This is a genomic window from Planctomycetia bacterium (assembly GCA_021413845.1).
Classification (GTDB): domain Bacteria; phylum Planctomycetota; class Planctomycetia; order Pirellulales; family PNKZ01; genus PNKZ01.
Window position 1 is genome coordinate 75,899 of the sequence record JAIOPP010000020.1, and the last position, 19,573, is coordinate 95,471.

Genomic DNA, 19,573 nt, shown 5'->3' on the forward strand with positions numbered 1-19,573 from the left:
GTAAGAGGAAGAAGCTACCGCCGCCGTTCGCGGAATCGACTACTTATAACTTGCGTGAAGCCGTTTGCGAAGGTCCGCGAGCGTCTCACCGAGGGTTCGATCTTCGGCCAAATTCTTCAACTCTTTCGGGTCATGCTCATGATCGTAGAGTTGAACTCCTTGCCGGCCTTCGTCCCATTCCGTGTAGCGATAGCGCTCCGTGCGGATGCTGCGCCCCATGAAGCTCTTGCTGCTGCCCGCGGGAGCCTGCTTGTTGTTACGTGCCACTTGCGAAAACGCAGGCTTCGTCCAAGCGGCTTGAGGGTCCTCAAGCAGCGGCTTCAGGCTTGCGCCGTCGAGCGGCGTCGGGGCGGGAAGATCACATAGCGCGGCGAGCGTGGGATGCAGGTCGATGAGTTCGACCGTGCGGCGGCACGGCTTGCCGTTCCCCTTCGCGCGCGGGTCGTAGATGATGAGGGGAACTCGCGCCGACTCTTCCCAAACGCTGAGCTTCTGCCAGAGACCATGCTCGCTCAAATGGTAGCCGTGGTCGCTATGGAACACGACGATCGTTTTATCGGCGAGCCCGAGCCGTTCGAGGGCATCGAGGAGCTTTCCAAGCTGCGCATCCATGAGCGACATACTTGCCAAATAGGCTTGAATCGCCTCGCGGCGAAGTGCATCGGTGAGTTTGTTTTGCTCCGCTTTCTCACTGCCGAAAGCAGCCGCAGGGACACCGGTTTTATGATCCGATCCGACTTCCGTCGGCGCACATTGATCGAGCGGATATAGCTCGAAGAACTTCTTCGTCGCCACATAGGGCGTGTGCGGACGATAGAATCCGCAAGCGATGAAAAACGGCTTATCTTGGTTAGCTTCGAGCAGCTTGATCGTCTCGGTAGCACCAATGCCGTCGGTCTGGTCGTCGTCGCTGCCGTCGACGGCGAGCCAACTCAACGTGCCGCCGAACTGGCGCGGCGTGAGCGTGAAGATGTCCGCTTCCACGTCTTTGTCGCGACCGCGCGGATTGACGACGTGTTGCCACGAAGGGGGATCGTCGAGCCCGCTCGTGCCGATTCCGCCCGGCACGCCGTAGTGATAAAGCTTGCCGACGCGGGCCACGTAGTAGCCCCCTTTGCGAAACGTCTGCGGCAGCGTCTGCACATCCGGGACATGGGTTCGAGTCTGCGTTTCGTTCTCGTAGATCTTCGTGTGGTCGGGCCGAAGTCCGGTAAGAAACGACGCCCGACTCGGGTTGCAGAGCGGATACTGACAATAGGCCAAGTCGAACCGCACTCCCTTGGCCGCGAGCCTGTCGATGTTGGGAGACTTCGCCAATGGGTCGCCGTAGCAAGCGAGGCGATTGCAAAGATCGTCGGAGACGACGTAAAGGACATTCATCTTCCGCGGCGCAGGCTCGGCTGCCGAAAGGGAAATCGCATGCGTCGCCGATAATAAAAATAAAGCGCAAAGCAGTGAGCGATGCATGGGCGTGGTCTCGCGAACGTGCCGTGTGGGCCGAGTGTGAGCGACGTAGTATCGAGCGCCGCGCAGCGGCGAGCAAGCGAAAACGGGCGCTCGCATCAGGCGGCGAGAAACGACTTAACTCCGCGAGATTCGCCGTGTTTGCAGCCACGTATCGAAGAGCAGCCGATCCATCGTCAGATCGTTTTTCGTTTGGTATTCCAGGTCGACTTCGCTGACGACGAACCCTTCGTAACCGACCTCGGCCAAACGATCCAAAACGGCGAACACATATTCGCGGCTGTTGTACATCGGCCGATGCTCTTCCGGCCCGCCACGGCTTCCGGGGAGATGCACATGCCGGAGCTTCGCGCCCTGCGCGGCCAACAGCCTGCCGACGGCTTCCGCCGCCTCGGCACACGAAGCGCCGGGATGCGTGAACATCCAAAGGTGCTCGGCATCCAGCGTAAGAAAAGCATTTTCTTCCGCCCAACGCTGAAACTCCGCCAGCGCGAGCGAGCCGTTTTCAACCGTGAGGCAAACCCCAGCGTCGAGCTTCGCAATCTCGGGCGCGTACCGGTCGAACTCCAATTGATGGATCGTCATGCTCCGGCAATCGAGTGCTCGATAAAGATCGACCACCGCCCGGAGCTGCCGCGGCGTAAGATCGCGGCGATTCGGAAAGTGCAGGGAGTACCGCAAGTCGAAACGCTGAGCCAAGTCCGCCGTGTGCCGGACATCTTCCAACACGCTCGGGCCCGTCCAAAGCTCGGCGCAGCGGTAGCCTGACTCCACGGCGATTCGAAACGGCGCCTCTTCGTCGGGCTTGAGCTTGGTGGCAAGTTCGAACATCGGGCTACTTCGCGCTCTCCACCTTCGCCCAAAACGGATGCTGCCGATCGCTGCGCGTGCGGGCATCTTCCAGCATCACGGCCGAATCCGGTTCGATATAGGCGCTCGGCTTTTTGATTCGTTTGTTCTTGATCGTCACTTCGCACGGTCGCTTGAAGTCGATCAACTCCGGCGTAAGCCAAACGGTCGCCGAAGCGGCAGCCGTAACCACGTCGATGCCGTTGACGAAATTGACTTTCGCGGTCGTGTGGATCGCTCCCGAGACCTTATGCGGCCAAGTGTCGGGATCGACGAGTGCCCGTTCCGGGGGATCATGCGTTTCGACCCACCAAAACGAACCGTCCCACAAGCGCAGGCTGCGGCACGTAAAATTTTTCGGCGTGAAGTCTCGTTTCTGCCGGCCCATCCAATCGAACAGCCGGAGCAACTCATCGGAAAAATGCTCATGCCCCCGGCCTTTGAATTGCACGACGGTCGTGTTGGTTCCGCGAGTCAGGTAGTGATCTAAGTTCGTCGCATCTTTCACCCAAACGGCGCCATCCATCTCGCCGAAGACCAAATACATCGGCACATACTTGGCGTTGTCTTGGTAGAGCGAGATCGTCTTATCGGCAATCGGCGTCATTCCGATATACCCGGCCCAAAGATCGGGATGGGCCAGGGCAATGTCCCAAGCGGCATCGCCCCCCATCGAGTGGCCGGTAATGAAGATGCGGTCGGTATCGATCGAGAAGCGACGCAGCGCATCGCGCAAGGCATAGAGCACCGCTCCGTGCTCTTGCTCCGAATAGTTGCACGACGTTTGCTGCTCGGCGGCCCAAGCCGGTGCGATGACGATATAGCCGTGGCGATCCGCCTGACCGAAGCGAATCCCTTCGTCGGTTGCCGGCCCTGCCCACCAGTCGATCTGCTTCGCGGGAGACGTCCCCGCGGCATGCAGCGTAACGATCGTCGGGTAGCGACGATGCGGGTCGTATTCACGCGGCAGTTGCACGAGATAATCGATCGGCACTTGGTTCGCCAAATCGTCGACTTGCAGCTCATAGAGCCCGACCACTTTCTTCGAGGGCTCCGGCAACGGCAGCGGCGGCTTCAGCAGCGACAACAAGCGGGCCGTTAGCTCCGGCGTAAAACCTTCTTGTTTTCGCATCGAAGCGAGCAATTCGAGGAGCGGGGCATCGCCGTTTCTACGCGAGGTCTCCGCTAAGTAAGTGCGAATCAAACCGCGGACATCGAACATCGAGAGTGCCGTCGGGAGATTGCGCACCGCGAAATCGCTTCCTCCCAACCAACCGCTGACGGCCAGCGCGATCTTCTCTTCGGCCGGCATCTCGGCATCGGCCTCGAACTGCATAAACGCCGCCATCCGATCGAGCGTGTTGATACCGAGTTCCGCCTTGATTTCATCGCGTGCTTCGGCGAGTCTCGCACGGAGTGCCGAGTCTTTGATTTGGCTCATCACTTCATCGAATCGTCGCAGTGCGGTTTTGCCCCGTTCATCGATCTGCTGGTATTCCTTCACGAGTCCTCGGACCGCTTGCAAAGTTTCACCCGCGACATTCTCGGCGGGAAACTCTTCCAACAACGAATATGAAAACCGATTCTGGCCGGCTTTCTTGCGCGTTTCGATCTCTTCCAGAATTCGACGTGCGCCGGCCTGACGTAGCCGCACTCGGGTCTGCTCGAACACTTGCTTCTGGTTCGCCGGTAGCGATGCGAAGTCCTTGATGATCGCCGCGAGTTCCGATTCCGCATCTTTGAAGCGTTCGCTTTGCATATACAACCGAACGATCTTCAAACGCTGATCAAGATTCTTAGGATCGATATGCTTTTCGAGAATCCGGCCCAGCATTTCACGCGGAATGGAATTCGTCGCGATTCGCATGTCCCAAATGAAATGCATGTTCTCGGCATCGACGCATTCGAGCTTCGTCCAGTCGGAGGTGACCTCGGTGATCCCTTGAATCACGCGTTGCGGCCCGAGATTCGTCTCCATCGAAATCACGCGCCGGCCGAACTCGTCGAACGGCGTGATATTGAAGATCGAGCCGACCGCCGCAACACGACTGCCGTTTTCCGTTATTTGCTGCGGTATCTCGAACGTCTCTACGGGATCGCCGGCATCGAGCATGTTGACTTCTTGGATCTGCACTTGCGGCACGTAGATCCGGCGCAAACCATCGTCGATCAACACGATGGTCTTGGCGGCGCTCGCCGTGGCGGGATTTTCGATGACCGACGTAATCGGCGCCTGCCGCCCCGTGAAGACCCGGCCGTCTTTCATCACCGTGCGCGCAGCTTCGGCGAAAGGAGCCCCAAGGAAGCCCAGTGCCGCCGCGAGGCCGATCGATGTCGCCCACTTCCGGCCGATCCGACGAGGTCGAGCAGTATCGAGGTGATGCACCATATACGCGATGTCGTCGAGGGGTCGAAAAGACGGGCCGGGCACTATTCCATTGTCAGTCGCAATGAGCGTAAGTCAATGAAACCGCAACACCTTGCGCGATGCAACCCGTTGATTGACACTAACCATCGCAATCCGTAAAACTGGGCGTTCCAGGAAGACCTTGCGGAGTGCTGCCGTGGTTCCAAAATGCCTGCTGAAATCATTGTTTTTCGTCGCCCTGCTGCTTCCGGCGGCAATTTTGACGCTCGCAGGCATGGGCCGGCTCCTCTTTGTCTTAGGCGATACGGCTGCGGCCGGTTTTGTCGAGCGGTTGGTGCTGCTCGGCTGCACGGCTTGGGTTCTCGACCTGCTAGGCCTGCTCTTAGCCGTCGCCGCGAGACTCGTAGGCGAACGGGGCGACGAGTAGCTCGGATAGTTCGAATCGGGTCGACACGCAGCGACAGACCGGCTGGTAAGAAGCCTCTAATAATTGAGGCGAATATCGCGGGCTCGAAGTTCGGCTAAGTAGGCAGCGGGAGTGGTGTACAAGACGGCGTCGAAACCCGCAGCCTTGGCTCCTTCGACGTTCGCCGGGAGATCGTCGACGTAAAAGACTTCGCTCGGCTCGACTTCCGCCAGCCGCGCCGCCGCGAGATAGATCGCTCGGTCGGGCTTCATGAGCCGCAGCCTGTAGCTGAGCACCACGGTTTCGAACGATTCCGTAATGGTCGAGAACCGACCGTCGGAAAAGAAATCGTAGTGCATGTCGCACGTGTTGGAGAGCAAGCCGATTCGATTGCCGGCCGCTTCCAACTGCGCGGTGATCGCCTTCATCGGCGTGTTGACGTGAAAGATATCGCTCGACGCCCAGATCAGCGCTTCGTCGGCGGCTTGGCAAGGGAACCGCTCTCGAAACAGCCGGCAGAATTCCGCTTTGCCGACTTCACCGGCATCGCAGCGAAAGTTCAGGTCGGTGCGAAAGACCCCCTCGTAGATTTGCCGTTCGTCGACGCCGGCCAGAGCAGCCAACTGTCGAGCGGCCTTACGATGATCGAAAAACAGCAACACATTGCCGAGGTCGAAATATAGAAACTTCGGCTTTGCGTACTTCATGCCGTGCTCACGGAGGTGTCGTTTTCAAAAATAGAAGTGGTTACTTCGCGGGGCCGAGCTCGGTGATTTCGATATCCTTATACCAAGCCTCGCTCGGCGGCCCGCCGTGGATCTGCACGGCGATAACTCCCTTCTCGTCGATATCGGCGTCTTTCTCCGTGTAGTCGACCGTCTGCAGTCCGTTGATCCACAGTTGGATATGTTTTCCTTCGGCGCGAATCACATACTCGTTCCAGTCGTTCGGCTTGATGACTTTCATCACCGCTTCGAGATCGGCCTGAGCGATGATCTTTTTGCGGCGTGATTCGTCGTACAGGCTCCCCCAATACTTCTGACCGAGATCGGCTTGGTAGCCGGAGACTTCATGATGGTTCGGAATGCGCTTGGTGCGGAATTGCACGCCGGCGTTCACCCCTTCGCCGAGCACCTTGAACTTCAAGCGAAGCTCGAAGTCGCCGTACTCTTTGGTCGTGCAGAGGAATTCGTTGCGCGGGATCTTTTCTTGGAGTGTCCCGCCGACGATCGCGCCGTCTTGGATATGAAACATCTTGAGGTTTCCCTCCCAACCGGCGAATGTTTTGCCGTCGAAGAGCGAAACCCGCTCGGCGGCGGGGCCGGCCGAAACCAACGTGAACACGAATAATGTGGCGGCTAAGCAGGTGTGGCGCGAAAACATGGCGAAGGGCTCCGAAAAAGTGCGGCGCAAATCGAATGCCAGCATATCCGAGCCGCGCAGATTGTAAATCGTCGCCGCTGCCGTTAGCGTGAACGGCCTTGTCGAGGAGCGATTTGCGATTCGTCGCCCCGTTTCGCTCGCTCCCCTCGCTCATGCCCCACAGGTTCGTAAGGAGACATCCATGACGTTGGCCGAAACCTTCACCAAGAGCTACGCCCTCAACCGTACGCGCACGCTTGACCTGCTGGATAGAGTTCTCAAGGAACCGGATGGCGAAAAGATTCTCGGCTGGCGACCGCAGCCCGGTCGGGCTCACATCGCTTGGCAGATCATGCACGTCGGGATCACCGAAGAACTATTCGCCACCGAACGCCTGTCTCCCGGGAAGACTGCCGCATTCACGGATCTGTTGCCTCGCTTTCGCGGCGGCAGCGTGCCCGACGACGACATTCCGCCGGTCGACTTGATTCGCCACGTGCTGACGGAAAGCCGGAAACACTTGCTCGCGACGTTTCAAGAGTATCCCGACTCGCGGCTCGCCGAAGTTCCGCCGGCGCTGGCGGCCCGCAACTTGACGGTCGAAGACGTGATCTACATCCTCGGCTGGCACGAACCGCACCATCACGGCCAAGCGCACATCACACTCAACATGTACAAAGCCGCCCACGCCAAATAACGCCGCTGCCTTAATCGCCTTCCGACCACCGCCCCCTGACCACCGACCACTCTCTTATGCCTCGTCCGACCAATCTTCGCGAACTGATCGACAGCGGCTGGACTTCGAAAACCGTCAAACGTGAATTGCACGACAACTTCGTGCGCCTGCTCGCTTCCGGCGAAGAACTGTTTCCCGGCATCGTCGGCTATGAGAACACGGTCGTGCCGGAGATCAACATCGCCCTGCTCGCACAGCACGACATGCTATTCCTCGGCGAGAAGGGACAAGCCAAGAGCCGACTGATGCGCTCGCTGGTCCGCTTTCTCGACGAGGCGATTCCTTACGTCGATATTCCCGAAGCTCCGATCCACGACGATCCGCTGAAGCCGATTTCGGGGGCGGTCAAGAAGTTCCTCAAAGCCACGCCGCCGGAGAAAGTTCCGATCGCGTGGTGGCCCCGAGCCGAGCGCTATGTCGAGCGGCTCGCGCCAGGCACGAAGTTCGCCGACATTATCGGCGAGATCGATCCGGCGAAGCTCGCCGGCGGCGTGAGTATGTCGACCGAGGAAGCGATCAGCTTCGGCCTGATCCCGCGCATGCATCGGGGCATCTTCGCGATGAACGAACTGCCGGAACTCGACGAGCTCGTGCAGGTCGGATTGTTCAACATTCTCGAAGAGCGCGACGTGCAAATCCGCGGCTTTCCGATCAAGTTCGACGTGGACGTGATGATTTTATTCTCGGCCAACCCGTCGACGTTCAATCGGAGCGGGAAGGTGATTCCGCAGTTGAAAGACCGGATCGGCTCGGTCATTCATACGCACTATCCGCGCGAGCGCGATCTCGGCATCAAGATCCTCGAACAAGAAGCGGCGCTCGAAACGGGGAGCGACTATCCCGTCGTCGTGCCGTATTTCATGAAGCAGATCATCGAAGAGATCACGGTTGCCGCGCGACGCAGCAAGTACGTCGACCACCAGTCGGGCGTCAGCGCACGTTTCAGCTTGGCGAACTACCGCACGATGGTCGCCGCGGCGCGGCAACGAGCCATCGTGCGAGGTGAGAAGCCGGCCGTGCCGCGCATCAGCGACCTCGGCCATATCTATTCTTCGTCGCTCGGCAAACTCGAACTCGATCTGATGAGCAGTCATCAACTTTCCGAAACGCAAGTGCTCGACGCGATCGTCGCCGAAGCGCTGAAGACCGTGTTTCAGGAATACGTCGAAGAACATGGGCTGAAAGAGATTTCGGACATCTTCTCGCAGGGGGTGAAGATCGAAGTCGGCGACATGCTCCCCTCGGCCGCGTATGCCGAACGGATCAAGCGGGTGCCGCCGGTCTGGGACAAAGCGTTCGAGGTCAACGCCTCGGGCGACGAGGCGGTGCGTGCGTCGTGCGTCGAGTTCGTACTGGCCGGCTTGTACGCTACCGACCGGATCTCGCGAGCCCAACGCCACGGCAAGATGGAATATCAGCTTCCTTAACGCAAAGCGACCTATGCCATCCGATCGCGACCATCTCGGCGGAATCGTTCACACGTATCAAAAATACGATCCGGCCTCGTTCCCGAGCCCGACCGCGCCGCAATCGGACCTCGTGTCGCCGGCGTTCGAGCACCTGCTGGCGCACGGCAACCTCCGTGAACTCACCGACGAAGAGCTCGCTCGGGCCGTTCATCTCGACCCGAGCCAGATTGCGGGCCTAGGCCCGAGCCTCGATGCGCTGCGCGAGATGCTGCTGGAACGGAAGCGCAAGATTCTCGAAACATACGAGACCGATCGCGTCGTTAAGGAAGCCGGCGACACCTATCGGACTTCCGCCGAGCGACTAACTCCGCCCGGCGAGCTGCGTGATGCTTATGCGAAAGCAACTCGCGAAGAACAGATCCGCGACTTGGAACGGCTGTGGTACAAATCCGGCGGCGAGCGTTCGCGGTTCGCGGCCCATTTGATGAAGGTCATCGAACGGCTCAGCGAGAAGTACCAAATCGATCAGTTCGCGGCTAAGTATCCGTTCACGGGTCGGACGCCGATGAACGTCGAACAAGCTCTTGAAGTGAAGGAAGAACTGGAGACGATCGACAAGCCCAGATCGCGATCATCGATGTCGAGGAACTTTCGCAATTCGTCGATCCCGAACAGATGGAAAACCTCAACAACCTGCAAAAGCAAGTTGAGGAGATGGTTCGTAAGATGGCCGAACAGCAAGGCATGGAGAAGACGAAGAAGGGCTACCAGCTCACGCCGAAAGCCTATCGCATCTTTCAGAGCAAGCTGCTCGAACAAATTTTCAGCCAACTACAAGCCGCGCGAACCGGACGACATCAAGGGCCGATCGTCGGCGAAGGGGCCGTCGAACTCCCTTCGACGAAGCCGTATGAATTCGGCGATTCGGTCGCGAACATGGACGTCGTCACGACGTTCACGAACGCGCTCATTCGCTCGGCCGGCGCTAAGCCTTTTCGCTTGAAGTCGGACGACATCGAGATCCATCGTACGCGCAACAATCCGAAATGCGCGACGGTCGTCGTGATGGACATGAGCGGCTCGATGGGGCGCAGCGGCCTGTATGTGCATGTGAAGCGGATGGCGCTCGCTTTGGAAGGCTTGATCCGTCGCGAGTTCCCCGGCGACTTCTTGCAATTCGTCGAGATGTACACGTTCGCGAAGCCTCGGCATTCGAGCGAGATCGCCGTGCTGATGCCGAAGCCCGTCACGATCTACGATCCTTGGGTGCGTCTGAAGTGCGACATGAGCGACCCTGAAGTTTTAGAGTCGCGCATCCCGCCGCACTTCACGAACATTCAACACGGCCTGCAAACGGCTCGCCGCTTTCTCACGGCTCAGGACACCCCGAACCGCCAGATCATCCTGATCACCGACGGCCTTCCGACGGCCCACTTTGAAGACGAGATGCTCTACATGCTCTATCCGCCCGACCCGCGCACGGAAGCGGCGACGATGCGCGAAGGGGCGGCCTGCAAGCGAGAGGGGATCGTCATTAATTTGTTTCTGCTGCCGAGTTGGTCGCAATCGAGCGAAGACATTCAATTCTCGCACAAGCTCGCCGAGTCGACCCAAGGCCGCGTCTTTTTCACCGCCGGCAAAGACTTGGATCGTTACGTCGTCTGGGACTACGTGAACCGACGCCGCAGCATCATCTCTTGATCGACTCTCCTTTCGCGATCGGAACGGCATGAGCGACTGGCTGCTATACGGTGCCAACGGCTACACGGCAAAGCTGATCGCGCGCGAGGCGAAGGCCTGTGGGATGCGGCCGATTCTCGCCGGCCGAAATCGGCGGACGATCGACGCGCTCGCCCGCGAGCTTGATTGCGAGTCTCGCATCTTCAACCTCGACGATGCCGCGGCGCTCACGACGAACCTGCGCGGCATTCAAGTCGTGCTTAATTGCGCCGGCCCCTTCGTGCGCACTTCGCCCCCCCTGATCGCCGCGTGCATTAAGGCCAAGGTTTCTTATCTCGACATCACGGGCGAGATCGACGCGATCGAACATGCGGCGACATGCCGCGACGCGGCCCGTGCGGCCGGCGTTTCGATCATTCCCTCGGTCGGGTTCGACGTCGTGCCGACCGATTGCTTGGCTGCGATGCTCAAAGCCGAAATGCCCGACGCCACGCACCTCGCACTCGCCTTTACCGGCAGCGGCACGCTCTCGCCGGGCACCGCCAAGACGGCGCTCGAAAGCCTGCCGCACGGCGGCCGGGCACGCATCGCCGGCCGGATCGAAGCAGTTCCGGCCGGTTGGAAGACCCGCACGATTCCCTTTCCCGGCGGCCCGAAACGCGCGACGACGATCGCTTGGGGGGACGTTGCCAGCGCCTACTATTCGACCGGCATTCCCAACATCGAAACCTACACGGTGCTCGGCAAACACGCCGGCAAGCGCATGCGCCTGCTCGCGCCGCTCTTGAAGTTCCCGCCGCTGCTCGCACTCGGTCGCTGGTTCATCGACCGCATGATCAAAGGCCCAAGTGCCGATGAACTAGCGAACGGCCGCAGCGAAATCTGGGGCGAAGTCACAAACGAGGCCGGCCGAACGCACACCGCCACGCTCACAACTCCCAACGGCTACCGCCTCACCGTGCTCACGAGCCTCGCGGCGGTTGAGCGAATACTAAAAGGCAATATCGCAACCGGCTTTCAAACGCCGAGCCGAGCGTTCGGAAAAGATTTCGTGTTGGCGATTTCAGGTGTTCGCTTAGGTGAATAGTCTATTGGATCAATCGAACTCGAGTTCCACCGGGCGAAATGGTAACGAACGATTTGGTCCATTCGAGATGGGTCAATCGTAGCGACTCGGTAACGCAAGCTGACTTCAAAGCGGCGCTCAGACCGCTCAATCGCAGCAGTATGATGCCGAAGTGAACACGTCTCAAACGATAAACCAACTCGCCGAAATCCTTATCGGAAGTCATCAGCGGTGACTTTTCCGTAACCGCTTTTTCAAGAACCACATCGTCGGAGACACCAGGCGACACTTCCGAGATGTAGATTATCTCGTGCCCCATTGCGCGGGCATGCTCGACGATCGGACGGTCGACGCTTTCATCGGCAACGATTTTCATTTCGCCACTGAGGTAGCATGTACGACTTCGGACTTCATCGAATCCGCCGCGAAGGCCAGGGCAGCTAAAACGGCCTCTCGCGAGACGTTCGGGAAGGCGCCGAGGATTTGGTCGATCGTTTCGCCGGCGGCCATGCGCTCCAAGATTAGTTCGACGGTAATACGTGTTCCGACGACAACCGGTTTACCGAACATCACACTTGGTTCGGAAGTAATCCATTGCCGATAGGCGGTCGACATCGCAAAGCTCCTAACAAAAAAGGCCTGAGCGATCGGTGGATCGCCCAGGCCTATTATACAACGCTCGGAAATCATTGCGAATTCCGTGATGCCATGGATGTTCTCTACAAATACATATTGATCGTATTCTCGATCAATTCTTGTCGGCCGCTGCGGTTGGCGGTGATTTCGCCCTTGTCGAGCATGTATTTTTCGAGTGAGGCGAACGAGGCTTTGCCCCCTTCGATTTCGGCGCCGACTCCGGTGTCCCACGTGGCGTAACGCTCTTGTAACATCTTCTCGAGCTTGCCGTCGGCGCGAATCGCCGCGGCGATCTTCAGGCCGTGCGCGAAAGCGTCCATGCCGCCGATGTGGGCATAGAACAAATCAACCGGCTCGAAGCTTTCGCGGCGCACCTTAGCGTCGAAGTTCACGCCGCCCGGGGAGATGCCGCCGTACTTCAAGATCGAGAGCATGCACTGCGTCGTCAGGTAGACGTCGGTCGGGAACTGGTCGGTATCCCAACCGAGGAGCAAGTCGCCGGTGTTGGCGTCGATCGAACCGAGCATTCCTTGCATGCCCGCGTATTCGAGCTCGTGCATCATCGAGTGGCCGGCGAGCGTGGCATGGTTCGTTTCGATATTCATCTTCACGTGCTTCTCCAAGCCGTAGGCACGGAGGAAGTTCACGCAAGCGGCAACGTCGTAATCGTATTGATGCTTGGTCGGCTCCTTCGGCTTCGGCTCGAAGAGGAACTGGCCGGTGAAGCCGATCTGCTTCGCATAGTCGACCGCCATGTGCATGAACTTCGCGAGATGATCGATCTCGCGCTTCATGTCGGTGTTGAAGATGCACTGATAACCTTCACGACCGCCCCAGAACACATAGTTCTCGCCGCCGAGCTCCTTCGTTACCTCGATGGCCTTCTTCACCTGCGCGGCGGCGTAAGCAAACGCATCGGCATTGGAGCTGGTCGCCGCTCCGTGCATATAGCGTGGGTTGCTGAAGAGGTTGGCCGTGCCCCAGAGCAGCTTGATGCCACTCCGGCCTTGCTCTTCCTTCAACGTCTTCACGACGGCGTCGAGATTCTTATTGCTCTCGGCGAGCGTTTTTCCTTCGGGTGCGACGTCCCGATCGTGGAAGCAATAGAAACCGGCACCGAGCTTCTCCATAAACTCAAACGCGACGCGAGCCCGATTGCAGGCGTTCTCGACGTTGTCGACCGGACCTTCCCACGGACGGAGCATCGTGCCGGGACCGAACGGATCGCTACCCGTCCCGCGAAACGTGTGCCAGTAAGCGACGCCGAACCGCAGATGGTCGAACATCGTTTTGCCTTCGACCTTGGCTGTAGCGTCGTAGTGTCGAAACGCCAGCGGATTCTTCGACTGCGGACCTTCGTATTTGATCTTAGAGATATCGGCGAAAGCGGCCATGACGGCGTCCTCGAGTGGGCGGTGTATGAAGGCAACGTGGAAGATCGAACCAGCTATTTTGCAGATGCAAAGCCCCTTCGCAAGGACCTCGCCGTCCGTCGATGAGTGGCTTTTTTGCGGCTACTTCGGGCTTTTCTCTAGGCTTTTCGGCGGGGCTTTCTGCGACCGGACATACTCGAACAAATCGGCGGCTTCCTGGCTCGTCAGATCGCTCAAGATGCGGTCGGGCATCAACGACTTGTCGCTCTTCTTCAACTCCTCGATGCTCTTACGCGGCAGCCGAACGATCAACCGTTCGGGCGTCTTGAGCACGACCTCTTGTACATTTTGCTCGACGATCAAGCCGATCAACGTACGGCCGTCGTCGGTGACGACGCTGTAGGCCGCGAACGGGTCGTCGATCTTCAGCGATGGGTTTAACACGTGCTGCACCATGTCGCCAAGCGACGGATACTTCTTGGTAATCTCCTGCAGCGTGGGGCCGATCGACTTCTGCTTGTCGTCAAGTTCATGGCAATTGCGGCAGCGTGCGCCGTCGCTGAAATAGATGAGCTTGCCTCGATCGTGATCGCCGGTTTTGCCGAGAATCACCAGCGGATCGATCGTCGGCCCGAGCGTGGCCCGGCGTTGCGACTCCGGGATAAACGTTTCGAACAATCCGCGAACATCGCTCTTCGACGTCTTCACACCGGCTGCGACCGCGGCTTGAAATTCCGCTTCGGGCAGCTTACCGCCGTGCATCTTGGCGACCAACGCGAGAGCGTCGCTTGTATTTTTCACGGCGTCTTCGGCCGGCATGTTAGCGACAGACGACGCTGCGTTCGGCGACAGCGAACGAATCCATTCGTCGATCAAGGCCACACCTCGACTATCGACGACGCGCGAGCCGATATACGGCATCCGTGCGTATCCGAGCTTCGACATGCGATAGAGCAACACGCTATGCGACGGTTCTCCCGGTACGATCAGCTTGGCATCCGAAAGACCGAACGTCCCGATGCCGGTCCCTTTGTTCGTGTTCAGCTTCTCGAACGGCAAGTCGCGCCGCAAGAAAAACGACACGATCGCGTTACCGCCGGGATGATGACAGGCGCTGCAATTGGCGTGCAGGTAGCTGCGGGCCCGATCGTCGAACGGTTTCGCGGGATCGTGCGGATCGACGAGGCTCCACTTCGCTCCACCAGCCGGCGAAGGGGAGGGGGCGACGATTCCGGCAGCGGATAGTTGCATCAAGTTCGATATCGCAGCAGCCGGCCCCGACGAGGGCGATCCACTTAGATCGAGTTGTTGCGGCGTGAATCCGAGAATGAACTTCGGGCCGACGTTGTGGCAGAGTTTGCATTCATTCACGGCATTGACATGCCAGGTCCGATCGAGCGGCTCTCGAGCACCGGGCCCCGCGACCGAGGCTTCCTGGCGCAACGACTTACTTGTGCCGACCGACGATACCAGTTCGGCATCCGTTCCTTCATCGTTCCAAAGGTAGCTGTACGGTCGCCACGTGCCGTCTTCGTAGTGGAGAATTTGCGTCTCTAAGCGAATCGCACCGGGATTGTTAGGCAACGTGACATTCTTCGCAAACACGGTCCCTTCCGGATACGTCAACGATTCGTAAGCGTACGACACCGGAATCGGCTCGGTGCCGGGTGCGGCGACGAACCGCGCGCCTTCAGCCCCGTCCATCCAGCGCGGCGCGACAACCGAATACGGCACGACACCGGCGGCCGGCTTCAGTTCCTTGAGCTTCGTCTTCGGGTCCGAAACGAAGAGCCCCGTCTCGCTCAGCTTTCGCGGGAACGTCGCCGAGTTGTCTTTCTTGTCCGACGGCAGCAACTCGTAAATCTTTCCGGTCGCGTCGTAGTCGAGCACGTAGATTTCGCCCGCGCTTGCTTCCGTAAAGGCGACGATGCGTAAGTCGGTGTCGCAGAGGGTCGTGCCGGCGTACGAGTTGTCTTCATCGGGTTGCACGCTCCAGATCGTGCCGGTGATGTAGTCGCCGTAGACGAACGCGCCGTTGAGCCCCGGCAGCTTCTTACCCCGATAAACAGGGCCGCCGATAACCGAATTGGCTTCCGTGTGGGAGTGATCTTTGATCGGCGGCACGATCGGCGTCGGCCCGACCTTTACTTCGCTCCGGAGCGCGGCGCGTCCTTCCATCACCGGCCAACCGCAATTGCTGCCCGGCGCGAGGCGATGCACTACTTCCCACGTCTCCCAGCCGTTGTCGGCGACGAACACACCGCCGGTCTGTGGGTCGATGCCGAACTTCCACGGGTTGCGCAAGCCGTAAGAATAGATTTCGGGCCGAGCGCCTGAAAGCGCGACGAACGGATTGCCGCTCGGCACGGTGTAGGTCCGTTCGCCGGCTGCGCGGTCGACGTCGATTCGCAGCACCGCGCCGAGCAAGTCGTCGACCGTTTGCCCGGTCGTCAGCCCATCGGGCGGGTTCGGGCCCGAGCCGTCGCCGGTGGAAATATAAAGATAACCGTCGGTGCCGAACTCCAGGCAGCCGCCGTTGTGGCCGCCCGACGGCCACTTGATGACGACCTGTTCGCTATCCGCGAGAAGCTTCGGCGGGGCGTTGCCGGCGGCCGGCGAACGATCGAGCGTGAACCGCGAGACACGCGTCAGGCCGCCCCCCTCGGGATGAACGTAGCACAGAAACAGATAACCGTTCTCGACGAACTTCGGATGGCATTCGGCGTCGAAGAGCGAGATATTTTGCTGAGTCGATCCGGCAGGCAACAACGACTGCAAGTCGACGAGCAAGTCGGCTTGTGCGATTTCATAATCCTTCGGAAAGCTGAAAACCTTGCCCGCCATCTCCGTAATGAGAAGTCGCTTCGAGCCGGGAAGCTCTTCAATGCTCGTCGGCTTCTCGAATCGCAATTCCGGAAACGCCGACACGACGCGATACGGCTCGGGCTTCTCCGGCGAACCGTGAATGCGTGAGGTCGTCCAAGGCTGACGCTTCGAGGAACTCGCCGCCGTCCGTTCGCCGGCCGTCTGTGCGTCAACGGTCGTGAGCATGAGCCAGATCGCAGCCACGCCGAGGCTACCTACGGCAAACAAAGATCGAATCGAGAGGCGACGAACGAGCATTGCAAAATCCTTCCACACCGAGAGGGCCTGTGGGGTACGAATGCGAATAGTATCGCAGAATATGATTCCGGCTCAACAACCGGAGAGAAACTCAGGAAACACCGAACGGGAAGGGCGTTATTCCGCCGGTTCGGCAGCCGGCTGCGGCTCGGAGATTTCCGCGCGTCGCACGATCAACCGTGCGATCCGCATGTCGGCCATTTCATCTACATGGAGCTTGTATTGCCCCACGACGACTTCGTCTCCCACTTCGGCCGAGCGGCGGAGTTGCGTCAAGGTATAGCCGGCGATCGTCTCGTAGCCTTCTTGCTCGCTCAGTTCCGTGCCGAACTGTTCGTTGAATTCGCTGACCGTCATTAAGCCGGAAATCGACGCGGAGCCGTCGGCATGTACCTCAACCGGATGCCGCGACTCTTCTTCGTTCGTGTCGAACTCGTCGCGCACGTCGCCGACGAGCTCTTCAAGAATATCCTCGAACGTAACGATGCCCGCCGTGCCGCCGTATTCGTCGATCACGACCGCCATGTGGCACTGTTTCGCGAGCATTTCCGACAAGAGATCGTCTATCGACAACACGCCCGGCACCGAGATCACCGGGCGAATCAGACTGCGCAAGCTGAAAGCCGGCTTGCGCCCTTCTTGCGTTTGATACACCATTTCGAACAAGTCTTTGATGTTCAATACGCCGATGATATTGTCGAGCGATTCTTCATAGACCGGGAAGCGCGTGAAGCGGCGCGTGGCGGCCAGTTCGATCAGCTGCGGAAACTTCGCGTTCGACGGAATCCCCTCGACTTCCGTGCGCGGCATCATCACTTGGCTCACGCGCTTGTCGCCGAAGTCGAACACGCGGCGGAGCATACGCTCTTCACTCGGTTTCAAGATGCCGGCCTCGCGGCTCTGCGCGACGAGCATTTCCAACTCTTCCACGGAATGAATCGACGCGTGATCGTCGGTGCTCGATAAGCCGAATGAGCGGACGACGAGATTGCCGATGCCGTTCATCAACAGCACGATCGGGCGAAAGATTCGATTGAAGATCGCCAGCGGTCGCGCGACCCACATCGCGGTCATTTCGCTTCGCTGCAGCGCAATCGACTTAGGGACCAACTCCCCCATCACGATATGCAGCGCCGTGATCAGAAAGAAACTCACGCCGAACGCCAGCGCGTGCGAAAGAACCTTCGAGCCTTCGCCGACGATCGACGCGAACACCGGATCGAACAACCGAGCCAATGCAGGCTCGCCGACCCAACCCAAGGCCAAGCTTGCGAGCGTAATCCCCAACTGCGTGGCGGCGATATAGTTGTCGAGATGTTCCAGTTGCCCTTGGACGATCTTCGCGCTTCGTCTCCCTTCGGCGACGAGCTGATCGATGCGCGTCTTGCGCACTTTCACCAGCGCAAATTCCGCGGCGACGAAAAAACCATTCGCGGCGACCAAGGCCAAGACGGCGAGCGTTCCCCAAACAAAGTCCATGAGTGTCGCTTTCGATCATCCGAAACTCGTGCAGAGCGGAACCCCGACCGCTCATCGGCTGCAAACGCCGCGCCTCGACCGAACAAATGTCCTCGGCCGAAATAGTGTAGCCGATTCCGACCAAGTTCAGGTGAACTTCCGGATTAACCAGTCGGCTAAAACAGGGGAAGTCTGCATCAGCGTAAACAGAATTCGAGCCTTCCACGGCACGATCAACTCCCCCCGACGTCGCTCGCACGCAGTCAAGATTTTCGCCGCCAAAACCTCGGGCTGTATTCGACTTACCTTCACACCTCCGCCCGGTTTTCGGGCGCTCTCGGGCAACTTCGCCAACTCTTCCGGGCTCCGCACCCGACCGTCGTCGCGTGCAATCGGGCCGGGGCAGACCAGCAACACATGCAACCCTTCGACGGCGAGCTCGAGACGAAGCTGCTGCGTGTAAGCCGTGACGGCGAACTTCGACGCCGGGTATGCCCCGAGAAAGCGCGAGGCGGCCTTACCGGCAAGCGAGCCGATATTGACCAAGTGCCCTTTCGACGCGATGAGGTGCGGAGCCGCGGCACGCGTGCAACGCACGACCGCCAACAAGTTCAAGTCGAGCATCTCGCGGAAATCTTCGACCGTCGTCTCGAGCACCCCCTTGCGCATCGAAAGACCGGCGTTGTTCACCAAGGCATCGATCCGACCGAAGCGTTCGATCGTCCGAGCAATCAGCGCGGCGACGTCTTCGTCGCGCGTCACGTCGGTCGGCACGCTGAGGAGGCCGACTTCTCGCGACTGGCCGTTGAGTAAGCGCAACCGCTCTTCAGCGGCTTGTAAAGTCGCCGGAGTACGCGCCGATAAGACGACGTTCGCTCCGGCGCGAACGAATGCTTCGGCGATCGAATACCCCAATCCGCCGGAAGCTCCGGTGACGACGACGACTTTTTGCGACCAGTAAGACATGACGAATTGGATTCTCTAAGGCAACGGCTGCGAAAGCTCATTCCGTGATTGGCTTAAATTCCGTAACTTCCCATTCCAAGTCTTGATGCCGTCCCATGATCTGATGCAGGTATTTTTTCGGATAGCCGAATCGCTCATCGAATCGACAACGAATCATGACGCCGGCCACATCGTTGCCGTATTTCTCTTTCGGCCGCTCCGTGCTTTCCAAATCGGTATCGACGGTATCGAACATGCCCGGCACCGTCCAAGGCTCCCAAGTTCGCTCTTGTTTCGGCTGAATACCGTTGCGGGTCATCGCCGTCGGTCGACTATCGCGCACGCTCACCTTAATCTCGCCCGACTGTCGGCCGCTGAGCACGATCGTGATGTCGTAGTCGGCAAGGCCGGCTGCGGCCCAGCGTTCGCGCGCCGCAGCAAGATCGGCGGGCTTACATTCCGGCAAGCCGGGCCCGATCCATTTGCGAATCCCGATCATCGCCGCCACAACAAGCACCGGAATCAACGCTACGACGATCGTGCGACGTGCGATCCCGCGGCGCGCTCTCAAGATTTCCGGATGACAGTCCATACAGGGGAGGCAAGCGCGCGTAAGAATGACGATGTAGCGATAACGAAGCAAGCCGCTCGATACGATCGAAGCCGATACAGTATACTCTCAGTCACTCCATTTCAGC

At 59.2% G+C, this 19,573-nt stretch carries 16 protein-coding genes and 1 pseudogene; 5 read left to right on the forward strand and 12 right to left on the reverse strand.

The window, feature by feature from the left end:
* Positions 1-39: 39 nt before the first annotated feature.
* The 3 genes from K8U03_03925 to K8U03_03935 form a co-directional block, all read right to left on the reverse strand.
* Positions 40-1,467: a sulfatase gene (locus K8U03_03925; protein MCE9604032.1), complete on the reverse strand. Its 1,428-nt coding sequence runs from the start codon at positions 1,465-1,467 to the stop codon at positions 40-42.
* Positions 1,468-1,581: 114 nt separating this feature from the next.
* The gene (locus tag K8U03_03930) at positions 1,582-2,295 is read right to left on the reverse strand and encodes a hypothetical protein (GenBank protein ID MCE9604033.1); all 714 of its coding nucleotides are present in this window, start codon (positions 2,293-2,295) and stop codon (positions 1,582-1,584) included.
* Between the two features lie 4 nt (positions 2,296-2,299).
* On the reverse strand, positions 2,300-4,744 hold the full coding sequence (locus K8U03_03935; GenBank protein MCE9604034.1) for a dienelactone hydrolase family protein: 2,445 nt from the start codon (positions 4,742-4,744) through the stop codon (positions 2,300-2,302).
* A gap of 133 nt (positions 4,745-4,877) precedes the next feature.
* Here K8U03_03935 and K8U03_03940 point away from each other — a divergent pair, with 133 nt between their 5' ends.
* Positions 4,878-5,108, forward strand: a complete 231-nt coding sequence (locus tag K8U03_03940; GenBank protein ID MCE9604035.1) for a hypothetical protein — start codon at positions 4,878-4,880, stop codon at positions 5,106-5,108.
* A 56-nt stretch (positions 5,109-5,164) separates the two neighbouring features.
* On the opposite strand, the gene K8U03_03945 is transcribed toward K8U03_03940, so the two are convergent.
* Together K8U03_03945 and K8U03_03950 are read right to left on the reverse strand one after the other, a co-directional pair.
* Complete coding sequence (locus tag K8U03_03945; protein ID MCE9604036.1) at positions 5,165-5,794, reverse strand: HAD family phosphatase; 630 nt, start codon at positions 5,792-5,794, stop codon at positions 5,165-5,167.
* A gap of 40 nt (positions 5,795-5,834) precedes the next feature.
* A complete protein-coding gene (locus tag K8U03_03950) occupies positions 5,835-6,470 on the reverse strand; it encodes a DUF1080 domain-containing protein (GenBank protein ID MCE9604037.1) in 636 nt (211 codons plus the stop codon).
* 181 nt (positions 6,471-6,651) lie between these two features.
* On the opposite strand from K8U03_03950, the gene K8U03_03955 reads away from it, so the two are divergent.
* From K8U03_03955 to K8U03_03970, 4 genes and pseudogenes are all read left to right on the forward strand, one after another.
* A complete protein-coding gene (locus K8U03_03955; protein MCE9604038.1) occupies positions 6,652-7,146 on the forward strand; it encodes a DinB family protein in 495 nt (164 codons plus the stop codon).
* A 56-nt stretch (positions 7,147-7,202) separates the two neighbouring features.
* On the forward strand, positions 7,203-8,612 hold the full coding sequence (locus K8U03_03960; GenBank protein MCE9604039.1) for a magnesium chelatase: 1,410 nt from the start codon (positions 7,203-7,205) through the stop codon (positions 8,610-8,612).
* Between the two features lie 13 nt (positions 8,613-8,625).
* Positions 8,626-10,295 (forward strand): annotated as a pseudogene (locus tag K8U03_03965) (hypothetical protein).
* Positions 10,296-10,323: 28 nt separating this feature from the next.
* Positions 10,324-11,361 carry a saccharopine dehydrogenase NADP-binding domain-containing protein gene (locus tag K8U03_03970; GenBank protein ID MCE9604040.1) on the forward strand — a complete coding sequence of 346 codons (1,038 nt, stop codon included), beginning with the start codon at positions 10,324-10,326 and terminating at the stop codon, positions 11,359-11,361.
* A gap of 1 nt (position 11,362) precedes the next feature.
* Here the strand turns inward: K8U03_03970 and K8U03_03975 are convergent, their stop codons facing one another.
* The 7 genes from K8U03_03975 to K8U03_04005 form a co-directional block, all read right to left on the reverse strand.
* Positions 11,363-11,716: a DUF5615 family PIN-like protein gene (locus K8U03_03975; protein MCE9604041.1), complete on the reverse strand. Its 354-nt coding sequence runs from the start codon at positions 11,714-11,716 to the stop codon at positions 11,363-11,365.
* Positions 11,713-11,955 carry a DUF433 domain-containing protein gene (locus K8U03_03980; GenBank protein MCE9604042.1) on the reverse strand — a complete coding sequence of 81 codons (243 nt, stop codon included), beginning with the start codon at positions 11,953-11,955 and terminating at the stop codon, positions 11,713-11,715. Before K8U03_03980 ends, K8U03_03975 begins: the two co-directional genes overlap by 4 nt.
* A gap of 104 nt (positions 11,956-12,059) precedes the next feature.
* The gene (gene xylA / locus K8U03_03985; GenBank protein ID MCE9604043.1) at positions 12,060-13,370 is read right to left on the reverse strand and encodes a xylose isomerase; all 1,311 of its coding nucleotides are present in this window, start codon (positions 13,368-13,370) and stop codon (positions 12,060-12,062) included.
* A 120-nt stretch (positions 13,371-13,490) separates the two neighbouring features.
* Positions 13,491-16,472: a PQQ-dependent sugar dehydrogenase gene (locus K8U03_03990; protein ID MCE9604044.1), complete on the reverse strand. Its 2,982-nt coding sequence runs from the start codon at positions 16,470-16,472 to the stop codon at positions 13,491-13,493.
* Between the two features lie 117 nt (positions 16,473-16,589).
* Positions 16,590-17,951, reverse strand: coding sequence for a hemolysin family protein (locus K8U03_03995; protein MCE9604045.1), 1,362 nt, complete (start codon positions 17,949-17,951; stop codon positions 16,590-16,592).
* Between the two features lie 126 nt (positions 17,952-18,077).
* The gene (locus tag K8U03_04000; protein MCE9604046.1) at positions 18,078-18,896 is read right to left on the reverse strand and encodes an SDR family NAD(P)-dependent oxidoreductase; all 819 of its coding nucleotides are present in this window, start codon (positions 18,894-18,896) and stop codon (positions 18,078-18,080) included.
* A gap of 37 nt (positions 18,897-18,933) precedes the next feature.
* A complete protein-coding gene (locus K8U03_04005; GenBank protein MCE9604047.1) occupies positions 18,934-19,518 on the reverse strand; it encodes a DUF6174 domain-containing protein in 585 nt (194 codons plus the stop codon).
* Between the last annotated feature and the right edge of the window lie 55 nt (positions 19,519-19,573).